General features: G+C 48.2%; 22 protein-coding genes. 12 read left to right on the forward strand and 10 right to left on the reverse strand.

What is annotated here, in order from left to right; genetic code table 11:
- The first annotated feature begins 89 nt into the window (after positions 1–89).
- Entirely contained in the window at positions 90–665 is a 576-nt protein-coding gene (gene ves, locus KXD89_RS09865) for an environmental stress-induced protein Ves (RefSeq protein WP_001300480.1), read from the forward strand.
- Here the strand turns inward: ves and cho are convergent.
- Positions 625–1512 (reverse strand): excinuclease Cho, encoded by an 888-nt coding sequence (gene cho, locus KXD89_RS09870; RefSeq protein ID WP_000252397.1) that lies wholly within the window; start codon positions 1510–1512, stop codon positions 625–627. The genes ves and cho overlap by 41 nt on opposite strands.
- Before the next feature lie 229 nt (positions 1513–1741).
- A complete protein-coding gene (nadE, locus tag KXD89_RS09875; protein WP_000175026.1) occupies positions 1742–2569 on the reverse strand; it encodes an ammonia-dependent NAD(+) synthetase in 828 nt (275 codons plus the stop codon).
- 201 nt (positions 2570–2770) lie between these two features.
- On the opposite strand from nadE, the gene osmE reads away from it, so the two are divergent.
- The 7 genes from osmE to chbG all read left to right on the forward strand — a co-directional run bounded on the left by osmE (position 2771) and on the right by chbG (position 8641).
- Positions 2771–3109 (forward strand): osmotically-inducible lipoprotein OsmE, encoded by a 339-nt coding sequence (gene osmE, locus KXD89_RS09880; RefSeq protein ID WP_001039044.1) that lies wholly within the window; start codon positions 2771–2773, stop codon positions 3107–3109.
- A gap of 298 nt (positions 3110–3407) precedes the next feature.
- A complete protein-coding gene (gene chbB / locus KXD89_RS09885) occupies positions 3408–3728 on the forward strand; it encodes a PTS N,N'-diacetylchitobiose transporter subunit IIB (RefSeq protein WP_000412169.1) in 321 nt (106 codons plus the stop codon).
- Between the two features lie 84 nt (positions 3729–3812).
- Positions 3813–5171, forward strand: a complete 1359-nt coding sequence (chbC, locus tag KXD89_RS09890) for a PTS N,N'-diacetylchitobiose transporter subunit IIC (protein ID WP_000073041.1) — start codon at positions 3813–3815, stop codon at positions 5169–5171.
- Between the two features lie 50 nt (positions 5172–5221).
- Entirely contained in the window at positions 5222–5572 is a 351-nt protein-coding gene (gene chbA, locus KXD89_RS09895) for a PTS N,N'-diacetylchitobiose transporter subunit IIA (protein ID WP_000968919.1), read from the forward strand.
- Between the two features lie 7 nt (positions 5573–5579).
- Positions 5580–6422, forward strand: coding sequence for a transcriptional regulator ChbR (gene chbR, locus KXD89_RS09900; protein ID WP_000983647.1), 843 nt, complete (start codon positions 5580–5582; stop codon positions 6420–6422).
- 104 nt (positions 6423–6526) lie between these two features.
- Positions 6527–7879 (forward strand): 6-phospho-beta-glucosidase, encoded by a 1353-nt coding sequence (celF, locus tag KXD89_RS09905; RefSeq protein ID WP_000078765.1) that lies wholly within the window; start codon positions 6527–6529, stop codon positions 7877–7879.
- Positions 7880–7891: 12 nt separating this feature from the next.
- Positions 7892–8641, forward strand: a complete 750-nt coding sequence (gene chbG / locus KXD89_RS09910) for a chitin disaccharide deacetylase (protein ID WP_000440471.1) — start codon at positions 7892–7894, stop codon at positions 8639–8641.
- A gap of 257 nt (positions 8642–8898) precedes the next feature.
- Here the strand turns inward: chbG and katE are convergent, their stop codons facing one another.
- Positions 8899–11160, reverse strand: a complete 2262-nt coding sequence (gene katE / locus KXD89_RS09915) for a catalase HPII (protein ID WP_000077872.1) — start codon at positions 11158–11160, stop codon at positions 8899–8901.
- A 182-nt stretch (positions 11161–11342) separates the two neighbouring features.
- On the opposite strand from katE, the gene cedA reads away from it, so the two are divergent.
- Together cedA and ydjO are read left to right on the forward strand one after the other, a co-directional pair.
- On the forward strand, positions 11343–11606 hold the full coding sequence (cedA, locus tag KXD89_RS09920) for a cell division activator CedA (protein ID WP_001241561.1): 264 nt from the start codon (positions 11343–11345) through the stop codon (positions 11604–11606).
- A gap of 288 nt (positions 11607–11894) precedes the next feature.
- The gene (ydjO, locus tag KXD89_RS09925) at positions 11895–12698 is read left to right on the forward strand and encodes a protein YdjO (protein WP_001310874.1); all 804 of its coding nucleotides are present in this window, start codon (positions 11895–11897) and stop codon (positions 12696–12698) included.
- Between the two features lie 3 nt (positions 12699–12701).
- Here the strand turns inward: ydjO and tcyP are convergent, their stop codons facing one another.
- The 3 genes from tcyP to hxpB form a co-directional block, all read right to left on the reverse strand.
- Positions 12702–14093, reverse strand: coding sequence for a cystine/sulfocysteine:cation symporter (gene tcyP / locus KXD89_RS09930; RefSeq protein ID WP_001010696.1), 1392 nt, complete (start codon positions 14091–14093; stop codon positions 12702–12704).
- A 132-nt stretch (positions 14094–14225) separates the two neighbouring features.
- Complete coding sequence (locus tag KXD89_RS09935; RefSeq protein ID WP_001297653.1) at positions 14226–14816, reverse strand: metal-dependent hydrolase; 591 nt, start codon at positions 14814–14816, stop codon at positions 14226–14228.
- Between the two features lie 162 nt (positions 14817–14978).
- Positions 14979–15647, reverse strand: coding sequence for a hexitol phosphatase HxpB (gene hxpB, locus KXD89_RS09940; RefSeq protein WP_000106833.1), 669 nt, complete (start codon positions 15645–15647; stop codon positions 14979–14981).
- A gap of 146 nt (positions 15648–15793) precedes the next feature.
- Here hxpB and KXD89_RS09945 point away from each other — a divergent pair, with 146 nt between their 5' ends.
- The gene (locus tag KXD89_RS09945; RefSeq protein ID WP_000222163.1) at positions 15794–16330 is read left to right on the forward strand and encodes a YniB family protein; all 537 of its coding nucleotides are present in this window, start codon (positions 15794–15796) and stop codon (positions 16328–16330) included.
- Positions 16331–16370: 40 nt separating this feature from the next.
- Here KXD89_RS09945 and KXD89_RS09950 read toward each other — a convergent pair whose 3' ends face one another.
- The 3 genes from KXD89_RS09950 to pfkB all read right to left on the reverse strand — a co-directional run bounded on the left by KXD89_RS09950 (position 16371) and on the right by pfkB (position 18657).
- Positions 16371–17231 carry a fructosamine kinase family protein gene (locus KXD89_RS09950; protein WP_000267650.1) on the reverse strand — a complete coding sequence of 287 codons (861 nt, stop codon included), beginning with the start codon at positions 17229–17231 and terminating at the stop codon, positions 16371–16373.
- A 105-nt stretch (positions 17232–17336) separates the two neighbouring features.
- Positions 17337–17627, reverse strand: a complete 291-nt coding sequence (ghoS, locus tag KXD89_RS09955; protein ID WP_000146159.1) for a type V toxin-antitoxin system endoribonuclease antitoxin GhoS — start codon at positions 17625–17627, stop codon at positions 17337–17339.
- Between the two features lie 100 nt (positions 17628–17727).
- Positions 17728–18657 carry a 6-phosphofructokinase II gene (pfkB, locus tag KXD89_RS09960; RefSeq protein WP_000251727.1) on the reverse strand — a complete coding sequence of 310 codons (930 nt, stop codon included), beginning with the start codon at positions 18655–18657 and terminating at the stop codon, positions 17728–17730.
- Positions 18658–18943: 286 nt separating this feature from the next.
- On the opposite strand from pfkB, the gene KXD89_RS09965 reads away from it, so the two are divergent.
- A complete protein-coding gene (locus KXD89_RS09965; RefSeq protein WP_000771391.1) occupies positions 18944–19702 on the forward strand; it encodes a YdiY family protein in 759 nt (252 codons plus the stop codon).
- Positions 19703–19754: 52 nt separating this feature from the next.
- Here the strand turns inward: KXD89_RS09965 and yniD are convergent, their stop codons facing one another.
- Positions 19755–19862, reverse strand: a complete 108-nt coding sequence (yniD, locus tag KXD89_RS09970; protein WP_001142445.1) for a small membrane protein YniD — start codon at positions 19860–19862, stop codon at positions 19755–19757.
- Between the last annotated feature and the right edge of the window lie 116 nt (positions 19863–19978).

A 19978-nucleotide genomic window follows, 5' to 3' on the forward strand; every position in this document is an offset into this window, starting at 1 on the left:
ATCACCACTAACGTAAATCACCCGAGTTGCCGATAACCATCCACGGTTACCTGAACGATAACAATGAAAAGAACGGGCCGGGAGCGAGTATGGAATACTTTGATATGCGTAAAATGTCGGTGAATCTGTGGCGAAATGCTGCCGGTGAAACGCGCGAAATTTGCACGTTCCCACCGGCAAAACGTGATTTTTACTGGCGTGCCAGCATTGCATCCATCGCGGCGAATGGGGAGTTTTCTTTGTTTCCCGGCATGGAAAGGATAGTGACGTTGCTGGAAGGCGGCGAGATGCTCCTTGAAAGCGCAGACCGCTTTAACCATACCTTAAAACCGTTCCAGCCTTTTGCCTTTGCAGCGGACCAGGTGGTAAAAGCGAAACTGACGGCAGGGCAGATGTCGATGGATTTCAACATCATGACACGCCTGGATGTCTGTAAGGCGAAAGTCAGAATTGCCGAACGTACGTTTACTACCTTTGGCTCACGCGGCGGGGTGGTGTTTGTGATTAACGGGGCGTGGCAACTGGGCGATAAATTGCTCACTACCGACCAGGGCGCGTGCTGGTTCGATGGCAGGCACACCCTGCGGCTTTTACAACCGCAAGGTAAACTGTTGTTCAGTGAAATCAACTGGCTCGCTGGTCATTCGCCGGATCAAGTTCAGTAATTTCATAGTTACCGGAAAGCAGCGGCTTACAAAGAATTTTATAACCGTCGTGATCAAACCCGGCGGGTGTCCGAATTAACGTTGTCGCTTCTTCCAGCGAATTAACCGCCCCCAGCCACAGCCAGTTTTGAATAATATGATATTGAGTCATTTCCGGGTGCTGTTCTTTCAGCGCCACCGCCCCTTGCCAAGGCCAACACACCACCCGCAAACGCTCCAGAGACTGGCGCAAGCGTAGCGCATGTTCCTCATGGCTCTCTTTACCGCAGCATGCTCCGGCGCAACGTTTTAGCGCTGAACGAAAACATGCACGACCGCGACTTAACGGTTCCAGTCCCAGCAGGCCATAACAAAGTTTTTGTTCATCAGCGATGGTCTGCAATGCTTGCAAAGCTGCGCGCCTATTGGCAAACAGGCCAAACAGGTTGGGGGCTCGTGAAAAATCCACCTCTTTGGCATACACCACATCGACGCGCTTTTCATTTAATTGCAGGGCACAGAGCTGGCGATTGCGGCGCAACCGTTTATTAAACAGCGGCTGTTGTTCTTTGATTAATCGCGCTTCAAGGAGCAGAGCGCCGATTTCACCGGCGGTACATATCCAGCTGATCCGTCGGGATTGCCGTAGCATGGCGGCTTCATCCGGGGTACGTAAATGAGAAAGGACGCGGCTGCGGATGTTAACGCTTTTGCCGATATAGAGCGGCATGGTGTCACTTTCACCATGAAACAGATACACCCCTGGTCGGGTGGGTAAGTCATTAAGGAATGAACGTAAATGTTCGGGATATTCATAAATTGCCGCAGCTTCAAATTCGAGCCGCGGAGAAGTTAAACGCCGTACCACTGTTGACTCCGAATGCTGGTTATCTATCCAGTGTAACAGGCGGGAAGCGATTAAAAAAGAAGCGGGTCGATGACAAAGGTTACACCGTCTGACGTGCTACGCCTGTCAGGCCTATTCGACTCCTGCAATGTATTGAATTTGCATAGTTTTATAGGTCGAATAAGGCGTTCACGCCGCATCCGGCGTGAACAAATTACTCTTTTTCGCACAATCCAATATGTGCAAATTATTACTTTTTCCAGAAATCATCGAAAACGGTAATTGGCGGACGGCGTTTATGTTCGGTTTTCAGATACCAGTTCTCTATTGTTCTGGCGACCTGTTGAGGTACGTTTTTCCCTTCCAGATAGTCGTCGATATTGTCATAGGTCACGCCGAGTGCCACTTCATCTGGCAGAGAAGGGCGATCATCTTCCAGATCGGCCGTTGGCGCTTTCTTATAAAGGTGTTCCGGGCAAGCTAATGCCGCCAGTAACTGTTTACCCTGACGTTTGTTGAGACGATACAGCGGATTAATGTCCGTACCGCCGTCACCATATTTAGTGAAGAATCCGGTAATGGCTTCTGCTGCATGATCGGTGCCCACCACGACACCGCTGGTCATACCCGCAATGCTATATTGTGCTTTCATCCGCTCACGCGCTTTTTCATTGCCACGGACAAAATCGCTCAGTTCAATGCCTGCTTCCCGCAATGCCTGTTCGCTGGCCAATACCGCGCCCTTGATATTAACGGTTAATACGCGATCCGGTTGAATAAAGGCAATGGCATCCTGGCAATCTTGTTCGTCGGCCTGAACACCATAGGGCAGGCGTACGGCAATAAATTGCAGTGATTCGTTGCCGGTTTCCAGGCGCAGCTCATTAATCGCCATCTGGCACAGCTTTCCGGCAAGCGTGGAGTCCTGACCGCCGCTGATCCCGAGCACCAGTGATTTAATGAACGGATAAGTTTGCAGGTAGCTTTTCAGAAAATCGACACTACGACGAATTTCCTCTTCAGCATTAATCTGCGGTTTTGCGCCCAGCGCCTTTATTATTTGTTGTTGCAATGTCATTGAACCCCTCCAGACAGAAAAGACAAAACTTCCTTAAAGCTAACCCGTTGCTACTGAAACGACAAGCGACAGCGGGCTGAATGGTGGTTAAAACGTCATACAGGAATCCTCTGAAAGCGGAGCCGTTTCGTTCACGGGCTTGAAAAAGCGCCCAATGTATTCCAGGCTTATCTAACACGCTGATAAACAAGAGGACGGAATATGAACAAGAATATGGCAGGAATTCTGAGTGCAGCGGCGGTATTAACCATGCTGGCGGGTTGTACGGCTTATGATCGTACCAAAGACCAGTTTGTACAGCCTGTGGTGAAAGACGTCAAAAAAGGCATGAGCCGGGCGCAGGTTGCACAAATTGCGGGTAAACCTTCGTCTGAAGTGAGCATGATCCATGCTCGCGGTACTTGCCAGACCTACATCCTGGGTCAACGTGATGGTAAAGCAGAAACCTACTTTGTCGCGTTAGATGATACCGGACATGTCATCAACTCCGGTTATCAGACCTGTGCTGAATACGACACTGATCCACAGGCTGCGAAGTAATCAATTCGTCTGAAAGCTTGAGTAACAACGGAAACCGGCCATTGCGCCGGTTTTTTTTGGCCTGAGTTCTTAATTATCTTCGCGAATTATTTGCCCGAAATGTGAAGAGGGTCATAACCACAGGTCAAGGAGAAACAATTTATAAGGTCAAAGAAATACTATTGCTCAGGTCTATACCGTATACTCCTTTCAGCCACAAAAAAAGTCATGTTGGTTTCGCAAGTTACCCAGAGCATGGAAGCAGGTTAAGGCTTGCGGAGTGTCTGGCTGACAGATAATCGTCGATGAGGGCAGTTTTATGGAAAAGAAACACATTTATCTGTTTTGTTCTGCGGGCATGTCTACCTCTTTACTGGTATCAAAAATGCGCGCACAGGCAGAAAAATATGAAGTTCCGGTCATTATTGAAGCATTTCCGGAAACACTGGCTGGTGAAAAAGGTCAGAATGCCGATGTCGTGTTATTAGGGCCGCAGATTGCTTATATGTTGCCCGAAATCCAGCGTTTGTTACCCAACAAACCGGTTGAAGTAATTGACTCGCTGCTTTATGGCAAAGTCGATGGTTTAGGCGTGCTTAAGGCTGCGGTTGCAGCGATTAAAAAAGCCGCAGCAAATTAATTTATTTTAAATTTTCCCGTCAAAGAGTTATTTCATAAATCAATACCGCAATATTTAAATTGCGGTTTTTAAGGGTATTTTTCTATGAGTAATGTTATTGCATCGCTTGAAAAGGTACTCCTCCCTTTTGCAGTTAAAATAGGAAAGCAGCCACACGTTAATGCAATCAAAAATGGCTTTATTCGCTTAATGCCGTTAACCCTTGCGGGGGCCATGTTTGTATTAATTAACAACGTTTTTCTAAGCTTTGGGGAGGGGTCGTTTTTTTATTCCTTAGGTATTCGCCTCGACGCCTCAACCATTGAAACACTTAATGGTCTGAAAGGTATTGGCGGCAACGTATATAACGGAACATTAGGAATAATGTCTTTAATGGCACCGTTCTTTATTGGCATGGCGCTGGCAGAAGAGCGTAAAGTCGATGCGCTGGCGGCTGGGTTGTTATCCGTTGCAGCATTTATGACCGTCACCCCATATAGTGTCGGTGAGGCCTATGCGGTTGGTGCAAACTGGTTAGGTGGGGCGAATATCATCTCCGGGATTATTATTGGCCTGGTGGTGGCAGAAATGTTTACCTTTATTGTCCGCCGCAATTGGGTCATTAAACTGCCCGACAGCGTACCTGCTTCAGTATCGCGTTCCTTCTCGGCATTAATTCCCGGCTTTATTATTCTTTCCGTGATGGGGATTATTGCCTGGGCGTTGAATACCTGGGGCACCAACTTCCATCAGATCATTATGGATACCATCTCAACCCCACTGGCATCGTTGGGTAGCGTGGTGGGCTGGGCCTATGTGATCTTTGTTCCACTGCTCTGGTTCTTCGGTATTCATGGCGCGCTGGCGCTGACCGCACTGGACAACGGCATTATGACGCCGTGGGCACTGGAAAATATCGCGACCTATCAGCAATATGGTTCCGTCGAAGCGGCGCTGGCAGCCGGTAAGACCTTCCATATCTGGGCCAAGCCGATGCTGGACTCCTTTATTTTCCTTGGGGGCAGTGGTGCGACTTTAGGCCTGATCCTGGCTATCTTTATCGCCTCTCGCCGTGCTGATTATCGTCAGGTGGCAAAACTGGCGCTGCCGTCCGGCATCTTCCAGATTAACGAACCGATTCTGTTTGGTCTGCCAATTATCATGAACCCGGTGATGTTTATCCCGTTTGTACTGGTACAACCGATTCTGGCGGCAATCACCCTCGCAGCGTACTACATGGGCATTATTCCTCCGGTGACCAATATTGCACCGTGGACCATGCCAACCGGTCTGGGAGCCTTCTTTAACACCAACGGTAGCGTCGCCGCATTGCTGGTCGCACTCTTCAACCTTGGCATCGCAACGTTAATTTATCTGCCCTTTGTTGTGGTGGCTAACAAAGCACAAAATGCGATTGATAAAGAAGAGAGCGAAGAAGATATCGCTAACGCCCTGAAATTTTAATCGATGCCGGTACGGGTAATCGTGCCGGTAAGAAAAGAGAGGAACGATGTATGATGGATCTCGATAACATTCCCGATACGCAAACGGAAGCTGAAGAGCTGGAAGAAGTGGTGATGGGGCTGATCATCAACTCCGGACAAGCGCGCAGCCTGGCGTATGCGGCACTGAAACAGGCGAAGCAGGGCGATTTTGCCGCAGCAAAAGCCATGATGGATCAGTCACGGATGGCATTGAATGAAGCGCATCTGGTACAGACGAAACTGATTGAAGGCGATGCGGGCGAAGGTAAGATGAAAGTGAGTCTGGTGCTGGTCCACGCTCAGGATCATTTAATGACGTCCATGCTTGCGCGTGAACTGATTACTGAATTAATTGAGCTTCATGAAAAACTGAAGGCATAAGGAGTCGATGATGCAGCCAGTGATTAACGCGCCGGAAATTGCCACTGCCCGAGAACAGCAGTTGTTTAATGGCAAAAACTTCCATGTGTTTATCTATAACAAAACTGAGAGTATCAGCGGACTGCATCAGCACGACTATTATGAATTTACTCTGGTATTAACCGGGCGTTATTTCCAGGAGATTAACGGTAAGCGCGTGTTACTGGAACGGGGCGATTTTGTTTTTATTCCGTTAGGTTCGCACCATCAAAGTTTTTATGAGTTTGGTGCCACGCGCATATTGAACGTTGGGATCAGTAAACGCTTTTTTGAGCAGCATTACCTGCCATTGTTGCCTTATTGCTTTGTCGCTTCGCAGGTATACCGGACCAATAACGCTTTTCTCACCTATGTGGAAACAGTGATTTCTTCATTGAATTTCCGCGAAACAGGGCTGGAAGAGTTTGTTGAGATGGTTACTTTTTATGTCATTAACCGTTTACGTCATTACCGCGAAGAACAGGTGATTGATGATGTACCGCAGTGGCTGAAAAGTACGGTAGAAAAGATGCATGATAAAGAGCAGTTTAGTGAATCGGCGCTGGAGAATATGGTGGCGTTGTCAGCCAAATCACAGGAATATTTGACGCGAGCGACTCAACGATATTATGGCAAAACGCCAATGCAGATTATTAATGAAATCCGTATTAATTTTGCCAAAAAACAACTGGAAATGACCAACTATTCAGTGACGGATATTGCGTTTGAGGCCGGTTATAGTAGCCCGAGTTTGTTTATTAAAACGTTTAAGAAATTAACGTCCTTTACGCCTAAGAGCTATCGTAAGAAATTGACTGAATTTAATCAGTAAGTCGTTATACCTGACAATTCACATATCTGTCCTGTTGCTGGATTATTTATGTCCGGGGGGGCAGATATGCCAGATATCAGTATTCTGTACTGAAGGGAGAAATTATGAGCCAGAAATTAAAAGTCGTCACTATTGGTGGCGGGAGCAGCTATACCCCGGAGTTACTGGAAGGATTTATTAAGCGTTATCACGAATTGCCGGTCAGCGAATTATGGCTGGTGGATGTCGAAGGTGGTAAACCGAAACTGGATATTATTTTCGATCTCTGCCAACGGATGATTGATAACGCTGGCGTCCCGATGAAGCTTTATAAAACGCTGGATCGCCGCGAAGCATTGAAAGATGCTGATTTCGTTACTACCCAACTGCGCGTTGGCCAATTACCGGCGCGTGAACTGGATGAACGTATTCCATTAAGTCATGGTTATCTTGGTCAGGAAACCAACGGCGCGGGCGGTTTGTTTAAAGGTCTGCGTACCATTCCGGTGATTTTTGACATCGTAAAAGATGTCGAAGAACTTTGTCCGAATGCATGGGTGATTAACTTCACTAACCCGGCGGGAATGGTCACTGAAGCCGTTTATCGTCATACCGGATTTAAACGCTTTATCGGCGTGTGTAATATTCCGATCGGCATGAAGATGTTTATTCGCGATGTTCTGATGCTGAAAGACAGCGATGATTTATCTATCGATTTGTTCGGCCTCAACCATATGGTGTTCATTAAGGATGTGCTGATAAATGGCAAGTCGCGCTTTGCCGAATTGCTTGATGGTGTGGCGTCAGGGCAGTTAAAAGCGTCCTCTGTAAAAAATATTTTCGATCTGCCATTTAGTGAGGGCTTAATTCGTTCGTTGAATCTGCTGCCATGTTCTTATCTGCTGTATTACTTCAAGCAGAAAGAGATGCTGGCTATTGAAATGGGCGAATACTACAAAGGCGGCGCACGAGCGCAGGTAGTACAGAAAGTCGAGAAACAACTTTTTGAGCTGTATAAAAATCCTGAGCTGAAAGTTAAGCCGAAAGAACTGGAACAGCGCGGTGGGGCTTATTACTCTGATGCAGCATGCGAAGTGATCAACGCTATCTACAACGACAAGCAAGCAGAACATTACGTTAATATCCCGCATCATGGGCAGATTGATAATATTCCGGCAGACTGGGCAGTAGAAATGACCTGTAAGCTGGGGCGCGATGGCGCGACGCCACATCCGCGCATTACGCATTTCGATGATAAAGTAATGGGGCTGATTCACACCATTAAAGGCTTCGAGATTGCTGCCAGTAACGCCGCACTTAGCGGAGAATTTAACGATGTGTTACTGGCGCTAAACCTTAGTCCGTTGGTGCATTCCGATCGCGATGCTGAGCTGCTGGCACGCGAGATGATTCTGGCGCACGAGAAATGGCTGCCAAACTTTGCCGACTGCATCGCAGAGCTTAAAAAAGCACATTAACCGAGGCTGATTATGGAACGCTTACTGATTGTTAATGCCGATGATTTTGGCTTAAGCAAAGGTCAGAACTACGGCATTATCGAGGCCTGTCGCAATGGGATTGTCACGTCGACGACGGCGCTGGTGAATGGGCAGGCTATTGACCATGCGGTGCAGTTGAGTCGTGATGAACCGAGTCTGGCCATAGGGATGCACTTTGTCCTTACTATGGGTAAGCCACTGACAGCTATGCCGGGGTTAACCCGCGATGGTGTGCTGGGAAAATGGATCTGGCAGTTGGCAGAAGAAGATGCTTTACCGCTGGAAGAAATTACTCAGGAGCTTGTCAGTCAGTATTTGCGTTTCATTGAGCTATTTGGACGCAAACCTACGCATCTTGATAGCCATCATCATGTGCATATGTTCCCGCAGATTTTCCCGATTGTTGCCAGGTTTGCGGCAGAGCAGGGCATTGCGTTGCGGGCGGATCGTCAGATGGCGTTTGATTTGCCGGTCAACCTGCGCACTACCCAGGGATTCAGCAGTGCATTCTACGGTGAAGAGATCAGTGAGTCGCTGTTCCTGCAAGTGCTGGATGACGCAGGCCATCGGGGTGATCGTTCGCTGGAGGTGATGTGTCATCCGGCGTTTATCGATAATACTATCCGTCAGAGTGCTTACTGTTTCCCACGCTTAACGGAGCTGGATGTGTTGACATCAGCGTCGTTGAAAGGTGCTATCGCTCAGCGTGGTTATCGGTTGGGGAGTTATCGGGATGTGTAAGTGAGGATGTTTGCCAGATGCGGCGTGAACCTTGCATCCGGCGATTAATTCCTACAAAGGCGGCGTAACTGCGCCGCTTGAGACTGCTGACAAACGCAAAACTGCCTGATGCGCTTCGCTTATCAGGCCTACGTGTTTCCTGCAATATATTGAATTTGCACAGTTTTGTAGGCCGGATAAGGCGTTCACGCCGCATCCGGCATAAACAAAGCGCACTATGTAAATCATTTGAGGCGGCGCAATTGCGCCGCCTCCCATCAGGCAGGAATTTTGTCAATCTTAGGAATGCGTGACCACACGCGGTGTGCTGCCATCAGCGTTAGCAGTTCATCCATAAAACTACCGTCAGCGCTGTCAGCTTCCACAATCCCTTCTTCACCCTGGTCAGCGATCTTGATTGTTGCTTTAAACTTGCGCGCGTCACCCGCCAGCGCAATCGGTTTAAGGTGTTTGTAGGCTTCCATCAGGTAGTAGTTGGCATCGCCGTTGTCAGCGATATCCGCGATATTGCCGCAAGGGACAATGACCGCATCGACCGTCAGCGAAGGTGCACCGGCAAAGGTAGCGGCTATAGGCAACACCGTACCGTCATCCGCAGTCACTTCACCCATTCGGGAGTAGAGCAGTTTGGCATGAACGCCTTTGGCCTTCAGCGCCTTGAGAATGGCCAGAAGGTCTGCCGATCTCACTTCATCATTAAGTAAAATCGCTACCACGCGACCTTTCACATCACCGTCAGGAATGGCGTACAAACTTAAGGATGGATCCTTTTTCAGACCGTTGACGTCCGGAGGTGGGGTGATATTCAGCTGGTCGTCAGTCAGTTCGATACCGAGATTTTTCGCCACCGCCTGGGCCAGAGTGAGATCAATATGCGCCAGCTGGTCAACAACGCGCTCACGAATATACGGACGAACGACTTTGCTTAACTCAAAACTGAAACCATCGACAATATGGCGCTGCTCAAATGGCGTCTGACTTAGCCAGAACAGACGCGGATGGGAATAATATTCGCCAAACGATGGGCTGCGCTCGCGAACTTTATTGCCTTCCACGCGCTCCTGGTATGATTCAAAACCGCCGCGTTTCGGCCCCGGCGGTGTTTCGCGCGGCCAGTTATCGTTAATCGAGTTCGGTTCGTAATTCGCCGGGTTAGTGTCGATCCCCATGCGATGCATGCCGTCACGCTGGAAATTATGGTAAGGGCAGGTCGGACGGTTAATCGGAATCTCATGGAAATTCGGCCCACCAAGACGACTGATTTGTGTATCGGTATAGGAGAACAAACGTCCCTGCAACAGCGGATCGTTGGTGAAGTCCAGTCCCGGCACGATATGCCCAGGATGGAAAGCCGCCTGTTCGTTTTCAGCAAAGAAGTTATCCGGGTTGCGATTGAGCACCATTTTGCCGACACGCTGAACGGGCACCAGTTCTTCCGGGATAAGTTTGGTTGGATCGAGAAGATCGAAGTCGAACTTGAATTCATCTTCTTCAGGAATCAACTGGAAGCCCAGTTCGTATTCCGGAAAATCGCCTGCTTCAATGGCTTCCCACAACTCGCGGCGGTGGAAGTCCGGGTCACGTCCGGTGAGTTTTTGTGCTTCATCCCAAACGAGTGAGGCTTTACCTGCCAGTGGTTTCCAGTGGAAACGTACAAACGTTGCCTTCCCTTCGGCATTAATCAGGCGGAAGGTGTGAATACCGAAGCCTTCCATGGTGCGGTAACTGCGGGGGATGCCGCGATCCGACATCGCCCACATCACGTTGTGCAGAGTTTCAGGTTGCAGAGAAACATAATCCCAGAAAGTATCGTGGGCACTTTGCCCTTGTGGAATTGCCCAGTGCGGTTCTGGTTTTACCGCATGAACAAAATCGGGGAATTTATGCGCATCCTGGATAAAGAAGATTGGCGTGTTATTGCCAACGAGGTCAAAAATACCCTCTTCGGTATAGAACTTGGTGGCAAAGCCACGGATATCACGCACGGTATCAGCAGAGCCAGCACCACCCTGAACGGTAGAGAAACGTACAAATACTGGGGTGATTTTGTTCGGATCTGAGAGGAAATCCGCTTTGGTAATATCGCTTAAGCTTTTATATGGCTGGAAATAACCGTGAGCGGCTGATCCGCGTGCATGAACAATACGTTCCGGAATGCGCTCATGGTCAAAGTGGGTGATTTTCTCGCGCAGAATAAAATCTTCCAGCAGCGTTGGACCACGGCTACCGGCACGCAGTGAGTTTTGATCGTCGGCGATGCGCACGCCCTGATTAGTGGTCAGCGCATAATTTTCACTGCCTTTGCGTACGTCTTCCAGAGAATTAAGTTTTTCGTTACGCGTATCAGGGGCTTTCAGGCTCCCTGGGGCGGTAGGTTGTGCACCTGGCGGTGTTGGTTCAGCCGCTGGACGATGAGAGCCGTCCTCAGGTGCCAGTGAGTCCATCCCCGGTTTCGCTTCGCTGGAATCGTGTAGTGGTGACTGGTGCTGATGTGGGTTCTTTTCGTTATGTTGCGACATTGAACTCGTCTCCTTAATTTATTACTGAAAGGGCCGCTGTTTTGGTCAAAAAACTCTCTAACTATAGACCACCAGCCAGATCCCGCTTCGGAGACTATTCTGGAAACGGTGTTATGAAATACACGCAAAGCGGGACGTACAGGGGCTAAATCGGCTAAACTACAGTTTTTCTGATTTTTAATATGCGTTTAGTGAAGCCAGTAATGAAGAAACCGCTCCGCCAGCAAAACCGCCAGATTATTAGCTATGTCCCACGCACGGAACCCGCGCCGCCAGAACATGCGATAAAGATGGATTCGTTTCGTGATGTCTGGATGCTGCGTGGCAAATATGTTGCGTTTGTACTGATGGGAGAGTCATTTCTGCGCTCACCGGCGTTTACTGTGCCTGAATCTGCCCAACGTTGGGCAAATCAGATCCGCCAGGAAGGGGAAGTGACTGAGTAAGGATTACATACCTCCCGGTTTTGCCGGGAGTTACATGACCTGAAATTCTGTATTTCGTTGCTACATTCATTCAAACCACCTGTAACAAAAAGCTGCCTTTGACGATCTATTGCTATAAATAAGTGATCTTTTTTCTTTAATTGTTTATTTATTTTAAAATGGTTAAGTTTTGCTAATCATGATGAGCTATTTTTGATAGTTCATCCTGTGGCGTCGCTCTTAAACTTATATTGTAAATGACTTAGATTTAAATGAGATAATAATTTTGTTAACAATATGAGGCGGGAGATGTTTTCTACAAACTTAATACAGAGTAATTATGGTGATTTAAATATTAAAAGCCTGGCTTTCGACTCTTTTAAAGAAAGGCTGCAGTCTACTATGACAGCACTCACTTTCTTTATATCAACGGGTCAATGTGACTGCGATGAAATAGCAGAATCAAACTTTAATTATATGATTGCCTATATGTCTAACATTAACTATGATGCCTCAAAGCCAGGAGCGCCAGCACTTAGTTTTGATACATATCTGCAGGACAATGTTAAATATAGAGTAATAATTAATAATCTTTATGGTAGTGAAATTCGGATAAGAGGTATAAATAAAGATTTTATTGGAATGGATGTCACTTCTGTATTTCGCCCAGAAAAAATGACCAATTTGATCAGTATAAAAAACAGGTTGGTTATTCACTATTTAAGGACTATATACTATGAACAAAATTATATACATCCTGTCGGGAGCATTTTTGCTGCGATTCAAAAAAATGAGAGTCTCCTAAAGTTTCCTTCGATAATATCAATGCTTAATATCAATCTTCTTTTTAATCCACTAAATCTTCCGGGAATGGGAAGTGGTGTGCTTGAAGATATTATGAGTATTCCAGATAGTTCACTTAGAAAACGTCTCGGGTATGAGGTTTTAAGCTTCTCGCTACAGGCACATTCATTGAGCCAGGAATGTATTGATAAGTTGGACATTTTTTTCGCTGACGATCTGTTTAAATATGAGTCAGTATGCATCGCCGCGATGGAACATTTAAAAAGTAAGGCAACGGCCCCTATACAAAACGGACCGTTGCCAGCATAAGAATTAATGGTGTGCCAGTTCGGCGTCGTCTTCGCTATCCAGAATGGCTTTATCGGTTTGCTTCAGCCACTGGCTGGTCAGCGTGCCAGCTGTCATCGAGCCACTAACGTTTAACGCCGTACGGCCCATGTCGATAAGCGGTTCAACGGAGATTAACAGCGCCACCAGGGTTACTGGCAGGCCCATCGCAGGCAGTACAATCAGTGCGGCGAAAGTTGCACCACCACCGACACCGGCAACGCCTGCGGAACTAACGGTAACAATACCGACCAGCGTCGCAATCCACATCGGGTCCAGCGGGTTAATGCCAACCGTAGGCGCAACCATCACCGCCAGCATTGCCGGATACAAACCGGCGCAGCCGTTCTGACCAATGGTTGCACCGAAAGAGGCGGCGAAACTGGCGATGGATTCAGGAACGCCCAGACGACGCGTTTGTGCTTCCACATTCAGTGGGATAGACGCAGCACTGGAACGGCTGGTAAAGGCAAACGTCAGCACAGGCCATACCTTACGGAAGTACTTCAGCGGACTCACGCCATTAATGCCCAGCAGAATGCCATGCACTGCAAACATAATCAGCAGACCGAGGTAGGACGCGACAACGAAACTTCCCAGTTTGATGATGTCTTGCAAGTTAGAACCTGCAACCACTTTGGTCATTAGAGCCAGAACGCCGTAAGGGGTCAACTGCATGACCAGGCGAACCAGTTTCATCACCCAGCTTTGTAGGGTATCGATAGCGGCTAAGACGCGTTCACCTTTCGGCGCATCATCCTTCAGCAGTTTCAATGCAGCTACGCCGAGGAATGCGGCAAAAATTACCACGCTGATAATTGACGTCGGATTGGCTCCGGTAAGATCGGCAAACGGGTTTTTCGGGATAAAGGACAAGACCAGCTGCGGAACGCTCAGATCAGAGACTTTACCAACATAGTTACTTTCAATGGCGTTCAGACGTGCAGTTTCTGCACCACCCTGAACCAGACCTTCAGCCGTCAAACCAAACAGGTTGGTGACCAGCACACCGACCAGCGCCGCAATCAGCGTGGTAAACAAAAGCGTACCGATGGTCAGAAAACTGATTTTGCCTAACTGAGATGCGTTATGCAGACGGGCAACCGCGCTCAGAATAGAGGCGAAGACTAACGGCATAACGATCATTTGCAGCAGTTGAACATAGCCGTTACCAACGATGTTAAACCACTGTACAGAATCTTTAAGTACCTGGCTGTCAGAACCATAAATGGTATGCAGGGCAAGGCCAAAAACCACACCCATCACCAGACCCACCAGCACTTTTTTCGCCAGACTCCACTGTTTATGGCGGGTCTGAGCCAGCGCAAACAGCAGTACAACGAACACCACGATGTTCGCAATTAATGGAAAGTTCATCCCCGTTCTCCTGATCTTATTATTTCTATCACTGCGTAGCAGTCATAGTGTTGGCGCAAGATTAACAGAACTGTGAGCTGGCTCTTATATTCAAATGGAATTGCTTATTCCAGAAAGGTGATTTTTGCCTTTTTAGTATTCAACCTGATGCTTAATAAGCCGATGAAACTGGATCTGCAAGGTATTGATCATTTGCGATGACCAACGAACAGCGCTGTTCTCGGGTAATGAATGGGGCATCCATACCGACCAGACAAATAATGCCATGCAGATAAAACGTTCCAGTTGGTTGCCCTTTTGGGGAACCAGGATAGGCAAGCGGAAACGCCAGCGGCATGGCCAGAGCAGGGGAACACCGGCGGGTGTCAGCATATCGGCAAGTATGTGGCTCAAATAACCCAGCACCATTCCTTGTAGCGCATCAGCCGGAATGAACCAGCCTTCCGGAACCTTAAGGTAAAAGGTTGCCAGCAGCGCAAATACCGCCAGCAGACTGTGGGTAAAACCACGATGCCCAAAAGCGCGGGCGATCGGTTTTGATATCCATTTTAATCGCTGCCCAAGAAACGACTTTGGGTGATCGATGTCCGGTAACAAACACGTCAGGATTGCGGAAGGGACAATATGCCACCAGTCACCCTGTGCCAGCACGGGCGTCAGCTCGGCATTTTTGGCAAATACCGCACAAGCAATAGAAAAGAGAAGGTGACCTTCCGCCGTCATGATAAAACTCACTAAACTGTCGATACGTACAGTATAGGATTTTTATACAGTGCACGGAAGTGGTGACGGTGTAACTCTTTCTCTTAAATTGACGATTAATCCGTCAGTTGAATGCAATTTCAGATAAAGAACCAGGGGCAGCGAGATCACTGCCCCTGGTCATTAACCGAGAAGGTCTTTTGCGGTGAGTTCTGTCAGCGATGAAAGTTTGACGTCTGCTAATACAAAACGTGGATCATTTTGCGCTTCTGGCGCAGGAACGACGATGGAACGCATGCGGGCTGCTTTAGAGGCGATCATGCCATTTACCGAATCTTCCAGCGCTACGCAGGTCAGAGGGTCAACGCCCAGTTTTGCTGCGCAGTCGAGATATACTTGCGGATGCGGCTTGCTGTAAGGCAGTTTTTCGGCCGAGGCGAGGGCATCGAAACTGTCGCGTAAGTCAAACATGGTCAACACTTTTTCCAGCATATGTAGTGGTGACGCGGAGGCCAGTCCCACCAATAAACCTTGTTCTTTGCATAACGCAACGGCTTCGCGCACGCCTGGTAATAATGGACGTGTCTCTTCAACCAGTGAAATGGCACGGGCAATAACCCGTTCTACTACTTCCTGACGGCTTGGCCCATTCCACGGTTGCCGGGCGTACCAAAGATCGACCACCATATCGATGCGTAAACCTAAGGTGTCCGGCAGCTCGTTACGACGGGAGATATCCACCCCCAGGCTTGCCATCACATCCAGTTCGGCTCGATCCCATAAAGGTTCTGAGTCGATAAGTAATCCATCCATATCAAAAATTGCAGCAAGAATCTGACGCGGGGTTGACATTACAACCTCTCCTTTAGAGCATTATGTGTAAGGTATTAAGCCGTGCTTATGATTAAGCGCCTATCATATCGCCTTTAAAGAATGGGCGAAAACAGATATCTACAGGTAAACTAAGTGAAACGACGCGTCTTAATCAAGGAGAACTCATGACGTATCAACAAGCTGGACGCATTGCTGTTTTGAAAAGGATTTTGGGTTGGGTGATTTTTATACCTGCATTGATCTCTACATTGATTTCTTTGCTGAAATTTATGAATACCCGGCAGGAAAACAAGGAAGGCATTAATGCGGTCATGCTCGACTTTACTCATGTCATGATCGATATGATGCAGGCGAATACGCCTTTTTTGAATCTATTCTGGTATAACTCCCCGACGCCCAATTTTAATGGTGGCGTGAACGTTATGTTCTGGGTGATTTTCATCCTGATTTTTGTCGGACTGGCGTTGCAGGATTCCGGTGCCCGGATGAGTCGCCAGGCGCGCTTCTTGCGGGAAGGTGTTGAAGATCAACTCATTCTGGAAAAAGCCAAAGGGGAAGAGGGGCTAACGCGTGAACAAATTGAGTCCCGTATTGTTGTTCCGCACCATACTATTTTCCTGCAGTTTTTCTCACTGTATATCCTGCCGGTTATTTGTATTGCTGCAGGTTATGTGTTCTTTTCTCTGCTTGGGTTTATTTAATCAAAAGGCCGCACGGAGCGGCCATTATCCTCAACCCATATCATGCTGCTAATAATCTATCCAATGACTGCTGAGCAATAACCAAATGCTGACCGCCAAATAACCTTGCACGATTTAACAGCGTGTAGAGTTGGTAAACCGGTTGACGTTCAAGGAAATCGGCAGGTAGCGGGGATACTGACTGATAGCCGTCATAGATTTGTGGCGGCTGTTCAGTATGCAGCGGTAACATCGCCAGGTCGCACTCTCGGTCACCCCAGTAGCAGGCCGGGTCGAAAATGTACGGGCCATCCGGACCCAGTGCACAGTTGCCGGACCATAAATCGCCGTGCAACAGAGAAGGCTGCGGTTGATGTGAGGCCAGACGCTGCTGAATATGCTCGACGATGGCGTCGATATTGCCGAAAGCGATCCCTTTTTCTGCAGCCAGTTCCAACTGCCAGCCAATCCGTTGTTCAGCAAAAAACGTTGACCAGCGACGTTGCCAGGTGTTGGGCTGTGGAGTTGTGGAGAGCGCGTTATCGAAATCAAGGCCAAATTGTGGTTGGTCGCTCCATTGATGTAAACGCGCAATTTGCTGACCAAGAATAAATGCGCTATGCGCATCCAGCGGACGAGGTGGGAGATAATCCATCACCAGAAAACTGTAGTCACGGTCAGCGCCAACTGCCCAAACCTTAGGCACGGTGACGGTTTTACTACGCGACAGTAACTCCAGTTGGTCGGCTTCGGCGGTAAAACCGGGAAGCAGTTCCCTTTCATCACATTTGACGAAAAAATCATGTCCTGCATAGCGCAAATGCCATGCGGCATGGACTTCTCCGCCAGGCAGTTCATTACGCAGTTCGATTTCGCCTTCACCTAACTGCTCGCTCAAAAGACGACTGATTGCCTGCCACATGATGTCTCTCCCATGTTGTCTGCCAGATCATAAGGTTAGCGCAAGAATGCGGTGTAAAAACACGAGCTAACGCACACCACAGACTGATTATTGCCCAAAAACCATTTATTTTCTGTTGCTATTCCATTCCTCCCAGGTCGTGATGGTGATTTCAGGATCTTTGCCGGTTGCACTTTGGGTAAGCCCCGAAACCAGTTCTCTAATTTCTTCTTCACTTTGGGTACTGATAAGTCCAAAAGTGTTAGTTCCCAGCTCATGGATATTTCCCTCATCATCCGTCATAGTGAGCAAAAAACCGTCGCGAGTCAGGTAATTATTCAACTCGTTAATTTCAGTCAATGTATCCTCATGCAACATGACGGTTATGACATAACGGACAAGATCGCCACTGGCCATAGTTCACCCCTTTGTTATCACATGACTTTTGAGCATAGTCGGAGAAACGCGTTGCCGACAGGTTGGTGATGATTCCCCCAATGCTGGGGGAATGTTTTTGTTAGCGGGAAAGGTAAGCGTAAATTTTTTGCGTATCGTCATGGGAGCACAGACGTGTTCCCTGATTGAGTGTGGCTGCACTCCCCGCAGCTACGCCAAAACGAACCATCTCTTCAAGAGAGGCATTTTCTGCCAGTTTCAGTGTCATCGCGCCGACCATGCTGTCACCAGCGCCAACGGTACTCTGGCTTTTCACCGGTGGTGGCACCACCTGAATACAGTTTTCACTATCAACACCCAGCGCTCCTTGTGGACCCAGGGAAACGACAACCCGTTTGGCCTTGCCGCTATTAACGATTTCCTGCGCGGCTTTGCGGACATCGTCCGGCTGGGTGAGTTCGCGATTCACCAGCGCACTGAGTTCTTTTTGGTTAGGCTTAACCAACTCGATGTTACCAATTGCCAGTGCTGCACTTAACGCTTCGCCAGAACTGTCGACGATGCAGCGGATCCCTTGTTTTTGCGCAGCGGAAATCAGTTGGGTTAATTTTTCCAGCTTCACACCTGGCGGCAGGCTTCCGCTTATGACCAGGATGGCCCCGGATTCAATTTCCAGAACTTGCTCTTCAAGCTGGCGAAACTCATCTTCATTTAATGCCGCGCCTGGCATAACAAAACGATACTGCTCACCGCTTGCTTCCACATGTACGTGTAAATTCTGCCGGGTCCAGTCTTTGGCTTCTACAGTAGCGACGGGGACATTTTCATCCGCCAACAGTGAAACCAGGTGTTCGCCGGTCGCGCCACCCGCCGGGAAGATCGCTGTGGCACTGCCTCCAAGATGGGCAATGGCGCGGGCGACGTTGATGCCGCCGCCCCCGGGTTCGAACACCGGTGCGGTACAGCGCAGTTTTCCTTCGGGATAAATTTGCGGGGTAATTGTTGCGCTATCGAGAGAGGGCGCAAGTGTCAACGTATAGATACGTACCATCATTTCCTCCTATAGGCTGATTTCAGTCTGGCACCGAATCAGCGGAAAGTGAAGAAATTAACAATATGATTTATTGGAGCTTTATTTAAAATTTTGCAGATAAATATATATAAATAAAAATCTGTTTTCGCCACATGCTTATTCAAAAAATGAAATAAGAATACATTGCTAAGTTATTCGCGCCTTTTTATAATTCGTTACCTTTCCAGGGACGCTAATCTTTGATCCTTAAGAAAGTTTCCGGGACCGCGATGGTCTCTTTTTTTGTTGTACGGACTCTTGATAAATGAAGCTTTTGAAGACAGTTCCTGCCATCGTTATGTTGGCGGGGGGCATGTTTGCGTCACTGAATGCAGCTGCCGATGATTCCGTTTTTACTGTCATGGATGATCCTGCCAGCGCTAAAAAACCTTTCGAAGGTAATCTGAACGCAGGATATCTTGCACAATCAGGCAATACGAAAAGCTCCTCACTTACGGCTGACACCACCATGACCTGGTATGGACACACCACTGCCTGGTCGCTGTGGGGGAACGCCAGTAATACTTCTTCTAATGATGAGCGTTCTTCAGAAAAATATGCGGCGGGCGGGCGTAGCCGTTTTAATTTAACTGATTATGACTATTTATTTGGTCAGGCAAGCTGGCTGACAGACCGTTATAACGGCTATCGAGAGCGCGATGTGTTGACCGCGGGTTATGGTCGTCAGTTTTTGAATGGCCCGGTACACAGTTTCCGCTTTGAATTCGGTCCAGGTGTGCGTTACGACAAATATACCGACAATGCCAGTGAAACCCAGCCGCTGGGCTATGCCTCCGGGGCTTATGCATGGCAGTTGACTGACAACGCTAAATTTACGCAGGGTGTTTCGGTCTTTGGCGCGGAAGACACAACGCTGAACTCCGAAAGCGCATTAAATGTTGCTATTAATGAACATTTTGGACTGAAGGTGGCTTACAACGTCACATGGAACTCTGAACCTCCAGAGTCTGCACCGGAACATACCGACCGTCGGACAACCTTATCGCTGGGCTACAGCATGTAAAATTATCTGCCGGACCGTGTTATGCGGTCTGGCTGTCTTCGTTTGTCACTGCTCAGCCCCAAATCATTGCTGCCCAACGTAGCAACAACATAGCGCCACAGATTGCCAGTAGCACCACCACCATCTTCCAGTGTTTTTTATCAAAGCGTTTAGTCGGCATACCAGTGTCCTGCATATCTCTTGTGCGTGATAACGGAGTGTAACAAAAGGGACAGGCATCAAGGGATTTTTTGTTATTACAGCCGTCGGGTGGCGTTGTGCACATGGTCACTGTTT

Origin of the sequence: Escherichia sp. TC-EC600-tetX4, assembly GCF_019356055.1 — a bacterium.
GTDB lineage: Bacteria > Pseudomonadota > Gammaproteobacteria > Enterobacterales > Enterobacteriaceae.

What these genes read in the sequence shown, in the direction of transcription:
- hxpB (WP_000106833.1), bottom strand. Translation starts at nt 15,647, where the DNA reads ATGTCAACCCCGCGTCAGATTCTTGCTGCAATTTTTGATATGGATGGA.
- ydjO (WP_001310874.1), top strand. Translation starts at nt 11,895, where the DNA reads ATGTTTTCTACAAACTTAATACAGAGTAATTATGGTGATTTAAATATT.
- cedA (WP_001241561.1), top strand. Translation starts at nt 11,343, where the DNA reads ATGCGTTTAGTGAAGCCAGTAATGAAGAAACCGCTCCGCCAGCAAAAC.
- tcyP (WP_001010696.1), bottom strand. Translation starts at nt 14,093, where the DNA reads ATGAACTTTCCATTAATTGCGAACATCGTGGTGTTCGTTGTACTGCTG.
- KXD89_RS09965 (WP_000771391.1), top strand. Translation starts at nt 18,944, where the DNA reads ATGAAGCTTTTGAAGACAGTTCCTGCCATCGTTATGTTGGCGGGGGGC.
- celF (WP_000078765.1), top strand. Translation starts at nt 6,527, where the DNA reads ATGAGCCAGAAATTAAAAGTCGTCACTATTGGTGGCGGGAGCAGCTAT.
- katE (WP_000077872.1), bottom strand. Translation starts at nt 11,160, where the DNA reads ATGTCGCAACATAACGAAAAGAACCCACATCAGCACCAGTCACCACTA.
- chbC (WP_000073041.1), top strand. Translation starts at nt 3,813, where the DNA reads ATGAGTAATGTTATTGCATCGCTTGAAAAGGTACTCCTCCCTTTTGCA.
- osmE (WP_001039044.1), top strand. Translation starts at nt 2,771, where the DNA reads ATGAACAAGAATATGGCAGGAATTCTGAGTGCAGCGGCGGTATTAACC.
- KXD89_RS09935 (WP_001297653.1), bottom strand. Translation starts at nt 14,816, where the DNA reads ATGACGGCGGAAGGTCACCTTCTCTTTTCTATTGCTTGTGCGGTATTT.
- chbG (WP_000440471.1), top strand. Translation starts at nt 7,892, where the DNA reads ATGGAACGCTTACTGATTGTTAATGCCGATGATTTTGGCTTAAGCAAA.
- KXD89_RS09950 (WP_000267650.1), bottom strand. Translation starts at nt 17,231, where the DNA reads ATGTGGCAGGCAATCAGTCGTCTTTTGAGCGAGCAGTTAGGTGAAGGC.
- chbB (WP_000412169.1), top strand. Translation starts at nt 3,408, where the DNA reads ATGGAAAAGAAACACATTTATCTGTTTTGTTCTGCGGGCATGTCTACC.
- yniD (WP_001142445.1), bottom strand. Translation starts at nt 19,862, where the DNA reads ATGCCGACTAAACGCTTTGATAAAAAACACTGGAAGATGGTGGTGGTG.
- ghoS (WP_000146159.1), bottom strand. Translation starts at nt 17,627, where the DNA reads ATGGCCAGTGGCGATCTTGTCCGTTATGTCATAACCGTCATGTTGCAT.
- ves (WP_001300480.1), top strand. Translation starts at nt 90, where the DNA reads ATGGAATACTTTGATATGCGTAAAATGTCGGTGAATCTGTGGCGAAAT.
- chbR (WP_000983647.1), top strand. Translation starts at nt 5,580, where the DNA reads ATGATGCAGCCAGTGATTAACGCGCCGGAAATTGCCACTGCCCGAGAA.
- pfkB (WP_000251727.1), bottom strand. Translation starts at nt 18,657, where the DNA reads ATGGTACGTATCTATACGTTGACACTTGCGCCCTCTCTCGATAGCGCA.
- KXD89_RS09945 (WP_000222163.1), top strand. Translation starts at nt 15,794, where the DNA reads ATGACGTATCAACAAGCTGGACGCATTGCTGTTTTGAAAAGGATTTTG.
- chbA (WP_000968919.1), top strand. Translation starts at nt 5,222, where the DNA reads ATGATGGATCTCGATAACATTCCCGATACGCAAACGGAAGCTGAAGAG.
- nadE (WP_000175026.1), bottom strand. Translation starts at nt 2,569, where the DNA reads ATGACATTGCAACAACAAATAATAAAGGCGCTGGGCGCAAAACCGCAG.